Source organism: Sporomusa sp. (assembly GCF_057736855.1).
Window position 1 is genome coordinate 1 of sequence record NZ_JBYKYF010000271.1, and the last position, 4,315, is coordinate 4,315.

Consider the following 4,315-nt stretch of genomic DNA (forward strand, 5'->3'; position numbering starts at 1 on the left):
TATTATCCTGGTAATGAACCACCCGCATAAACCGGATAGCAAAAATGCCGCCACAATCAACCCGCTAGTAATCTGTATAGCCGATTTGACTACTGCCTGGGTTGCAACATTCATTTCTTCCGAAAGCTTGACATAATAATTAGCAAGATCCCGCAGATTTTCAGTATACACTGTAGCTAGCGGGTCTACACTTAAAACGTATAGTCCATAGGCTTCCGCATTTTTATTTTCCATAGCTAACTTCATAGCCTCGACCCTGGCTGTAAGATAGTTTTGTTGCGCTGCTTTTACTTTAGCCACCAACTCTGCCGCTTTAGAATCTAACGGTAACGTTTCAATGACAGCCATGTTTTCGTTGATTTTTTTTAGATGATCATCTGCTGTCCTCTGCAATTGTTGTTTCATGTTAGCTTGGGTTGAAAGCATCAATTCTAATAATGCTGCATCCACCGCTCTGGAACGTGAAACAGTTTCAATCAAGAGTTGAACCGGGACCAACCGTTCGGCATACATAGTGTTTATAGCTTTGCTTGCCTGCTGAAGATAAAAATATCCGGTAAACCCCACAGCCCCTAAGGCTATGAAGGATATAAGCATTAAAACGCCTAACTTCATGCTTACTCTCAGATTGTCAAAAACCCTCATGTTATAGTCTCCTTATCAAGTATTTGAACCTATTAATCCACGTTAGTAAATAAATCAGAACAATTGTTGAATAATTCTGTATTTTTATTAAAAAATACTTTACATATGTCGGCATCCAGCTTATGGCGCATACTATCGCCTACTAGCGTCTCCATTGCAGCAACTGGTGACATTTTGGGACGATACACCCTTTCATTAGTCATGGCATCATACATATCAGCTATAGCAATAATTCTAGCAAAAGGAATTATGCTATTTTCGTCTAGACCAAAAGGATAGCCGCTACCGTCAAGTCTCTCATGGTGTTGTAGAATTCCCATTTTCACGTCGTCTGAAATATGCTTTAACTCTTTTACGAGTTCATAGCCATAATACGAATGTTGTTTCACAACATCCATTTGTTTGGCTGTAATCTTGCCTGGCATATTGATTATCGCCAACGGAACAAGTGTTTTCCCAATATCATGCAGCAGCCCTGTTAGAATAAGATCTTTAAGTATCCTGCCTGCATAACCTAACCACCTCCCAATTATTCCGGAAATAATCGCTACATTCAGAGAATGTGTAAACGTGTATTCATGATAAGCCCGAAGCTTAGACAAGTGATTCGCAACTCTTTTTACATCATGTATAAGTTCTGTATAACATCCGATTAATTCTTTGCCTTCAGCGATAGGAGTTTCTTTATAAAACCGTAATGTTTCAAAGGCCGTAGCAACCAAATTAATAGTTTCCTGCTGATGCCGTAAAAAATATAGATTGGGCTCAAGTCGTAGCATGTATTATCAAGTACCTCCAAGAAAAAAGTATTCGCATCAGGGATTTATGGCACACCCACAACAGGTTGTGGATACAACCTGACATGACGCATTACTGATTACTACAAAATTTTACAATATTTTCTTTAATTGGATATGATTATTATAAATCAGGATACTTCTTATTTCATCATTATCATTCTTAACAAAAATAAACAATCATTGTGTAAAACCACAATGATTGTTTATTTTTATAACACGTACTCTATATGCATAGCCATGTTTTGTGTTACAGTTCCCTTTGGATAACCTCCTGGATTCTGTACAGTTTAATTGCTGCTGCTAAATGAATTCTTTTGTTGGCATTATCAATAGTATAGCCCAATATTTTCTCAATCTTATCTTTACGCCATAAAACGGTATTATGATGAACACATAGTTTTATAGCCGCCGATTTCAAATTCGAACAAGATAGTATTGCGTCTAAAGTAGCTAACAAATCTCCCCCCTTGTCTTTTTCATACTTAATAATCCTGCCGAGAAATCGCTGAATAAAATCATCAATGTTTGTATGTTCTATCATATACGGAAGTACCTGGTATATTCCAGTATCGTTATAGTGACAAACGGCTCCATCCTCTGTATCGTCCATCGCCAAAAGCAATGCTGCGTAAGCCTTATCATACAAGTGTTTTAGATTCAAGATGCCACTTTCCGTAGAAGCAACACCTATTCTCACCAGAACAGCCGGATATTGCTTTTCGATATTCGCCTTTAATGCTTGCGCCGCAGCTTTTTGATCACACTCTCTTCCTGCAAGAATCGCATGATTCTGAACCAAGACCCCAATCCCATGGTTACTATACCAACTCCAAGTATAGCCATTGTTCACTAACCATGCCAGAATATCTTCCCTGGAAACAGATAAGTCTTGGCTTGACATATTTCTGCGACTGACAGAAAGCAGATAGCAAATCAGTGGTTTTCTATCATCTATCCCGTACTTGCTTAAGCGACGACTCTGCTCTTCCGGTCCATACTTTTCTGTCAATATCTCGTTAAAATCATGGCTACGCTGGCGGCTTTCCTGCAGGAGTTTCAAGCGTTTTTCCCACATAAGACGCTCACTTATGTCCGCAGTTATGCCGACAACACCACTAACATTTCCGTCTGAATCAATCAGCGGCCGACAAATCAGGCTTATAAACATATCTTGATATTGAGTTTCCAGTTTAACTGAGTTACCTTGTAATGCACGTTGCAGAACATTTAGAATTTCCGGATTTTTTTTGCATATTTCAAATATGGATAATCCAACTTTTTCTCCTGATTTAACATTTATTTTTTTTGCCAGTTGGCCTTCATATAATGTAACGATACCATTGCGGTCTAGCTGCCAAATGACCGCATCCACATTTTGCAGTAAATTATTCAAATGTCGCCAGCCTTCCTCGGCCCTCCTTCGCGCCAAGATTAATTCCCGGTTTTTTTCCTGCAGCTTAGTTTCTGCGATTTTCCGCTCGGTAACATCCCTAGCCGAACCATAACAGACGCCAGTTATCTCATCAATAAAGACCGTCCATTCGAGCCAACAATAGTTACCATCTTTACAGCGATACCTGTTACAGTAACCACTTGTTGCTTGTCCGCCAAAAACTTTGGACATAACAGCTTTTGTGTCCTGCACATCATCCGGGTGAATAAAATCCAGAAAAGACCCTCTTGTCAATTCTTCTGCCGAATAACCTAATGTTAGTTCAAAAGCGCGGTTTACCTTGCAAAATTTGTTTGGTCTCTGAATAACGCACATTAAATCCTGCGCTAACATAAAAAAACGATCTAGTTCCTCAGTCTTGACCAGCAATTCACGTTCGGCACGCTGACGAAGCGTAATTTCCTGTTCTTTTTCAGAAATAGCCACACGTAATTTTTCACTGACTGCGGCCATTTCCTCATTTACCACCGCAAGCTTCTGTTTAACGGCATGCAATTCTTTCGTTAATTCTGCCACTCTGGCTTCCAATGCCTGGTTGACACGCCATAAAGCTTGCTGAGCCCGCATACGCTCGGAAATGTCTCGCAATAAGCAAATAGCATACCATGTATTTTCTATGATTACGGAAGACAAAGAGATTTCAACCGCAATTTCAACTTGGTCCTTTCGTGTCACTAATAAATCAAATGTGTTCTTGATTGCATTGGCTCCTGTTGAGCAAAACGCACGAAACACTTGTTTGTATTTACTTTTATATTGTTTTGGCACAATTAACTCATTGAGATCTGCACCCAACGCTTCTTCTGCTGTATACATAAGCATGCGAGTTGCAGCTTCATTCCATAGAACTATCCTTTCGCTATTGTCGATTATAATAACAGCATCTGTCAATAAAGATACTTCTATGTAATTTATTTGGTGGCTCATGCTAACCGTCCTCTGACTCCCCATTAACATACAAATATAACTTCTACATATAAATCGGGTAATGCATTCACGGAATACATTTTACGGTTTACCGGTAAACTGTAAACCGCAATCCGTATGTATAAGCTGCTTGGAGAGATCATTGGTCCATCTGGTAAGATGCATATAGCTTGAAATCATAATTTTTCTCGTTGTGCAAAATTGCCAAATAGCGTTTTCGATGTCATCATAGAGTATCAGCTTTTTTTACTACCGCGTTGAATGGCATGATAGATTTCGTATATACGCCCTTTGCTAAACTGCTTAGCCAAAATCAAATCTGATTTCCATAAATTTTTGCAGATCAAAGCTTATACTTCGGCTTCATCAGATTGTATGAAAAAAGCAACTAGACTTGCTTTTAACAAGCAAGTTTAGCTGCTAAATAAGCTCATGTCGGAACTCCATTATGTAGTTGTTAAAAACTAAATCCGAAAATGGTTGATAGCAC

At 39.0% G+C, this 4,315-nt stretch carries 3 protein-coding genes; all 3 read right to left on the minus strand.

All coding sequences use genetic code 11. The annotated features are described in order from the left end of the window. On the minus strand, window positions 1–645 hold a 645-nt coding region (locus AC29Z1_RS14360; protein ID WP_488272141.1), incomplete at its 3' end, for an MCP four helix bundle domain-containing protein. Window positions 646–677: 32 nt separating this feature from the next. Beyond that, window positions 678–1,424, minus strand: a complete 747-nt coding sequence (locus AC29Z1_RS14365) for an HD-GYP domain-containing protein (RefSeq protein ID WP_488272142.1) — start codon at window positions 1,422–1,424, stop codon at window positions 678–680. 268 nt (window positions 1,425–1,692) lie between these two features. Continuing rightward, window positions 1,693–3,825 (minus strand): PAS domain S-box protein, encoded by a 2,133-nt coding sequence (locus AC29Z1_RS14370; RefSeq protein WP_488272143.1) that lies wholly within the window; start codon window positions 3,823–3,825, stop codon window positions 1,693–1,695. Window positions 3,826–4,315 lie beyond the last annotated feature (490 nt).

What these genes read in the sequence shown, in the direction of transcription:
- AC29Z1_RS14365 (WP_488272142.1), bottom strand. Translation starts at nt 1,424, where the DNA reads ATGCTACGACTTGAGCCCAATCTATATTTTTTACGGCATCAGCAGGAA.
- AC29Z1_RS14370 (WP_488272143.1), bottom strand. Translation starts at nt 3,825, where the DNA reads ATGAGCCACCAAATAAATTACATAGAAGTATCTTTATTGACAGATGCT.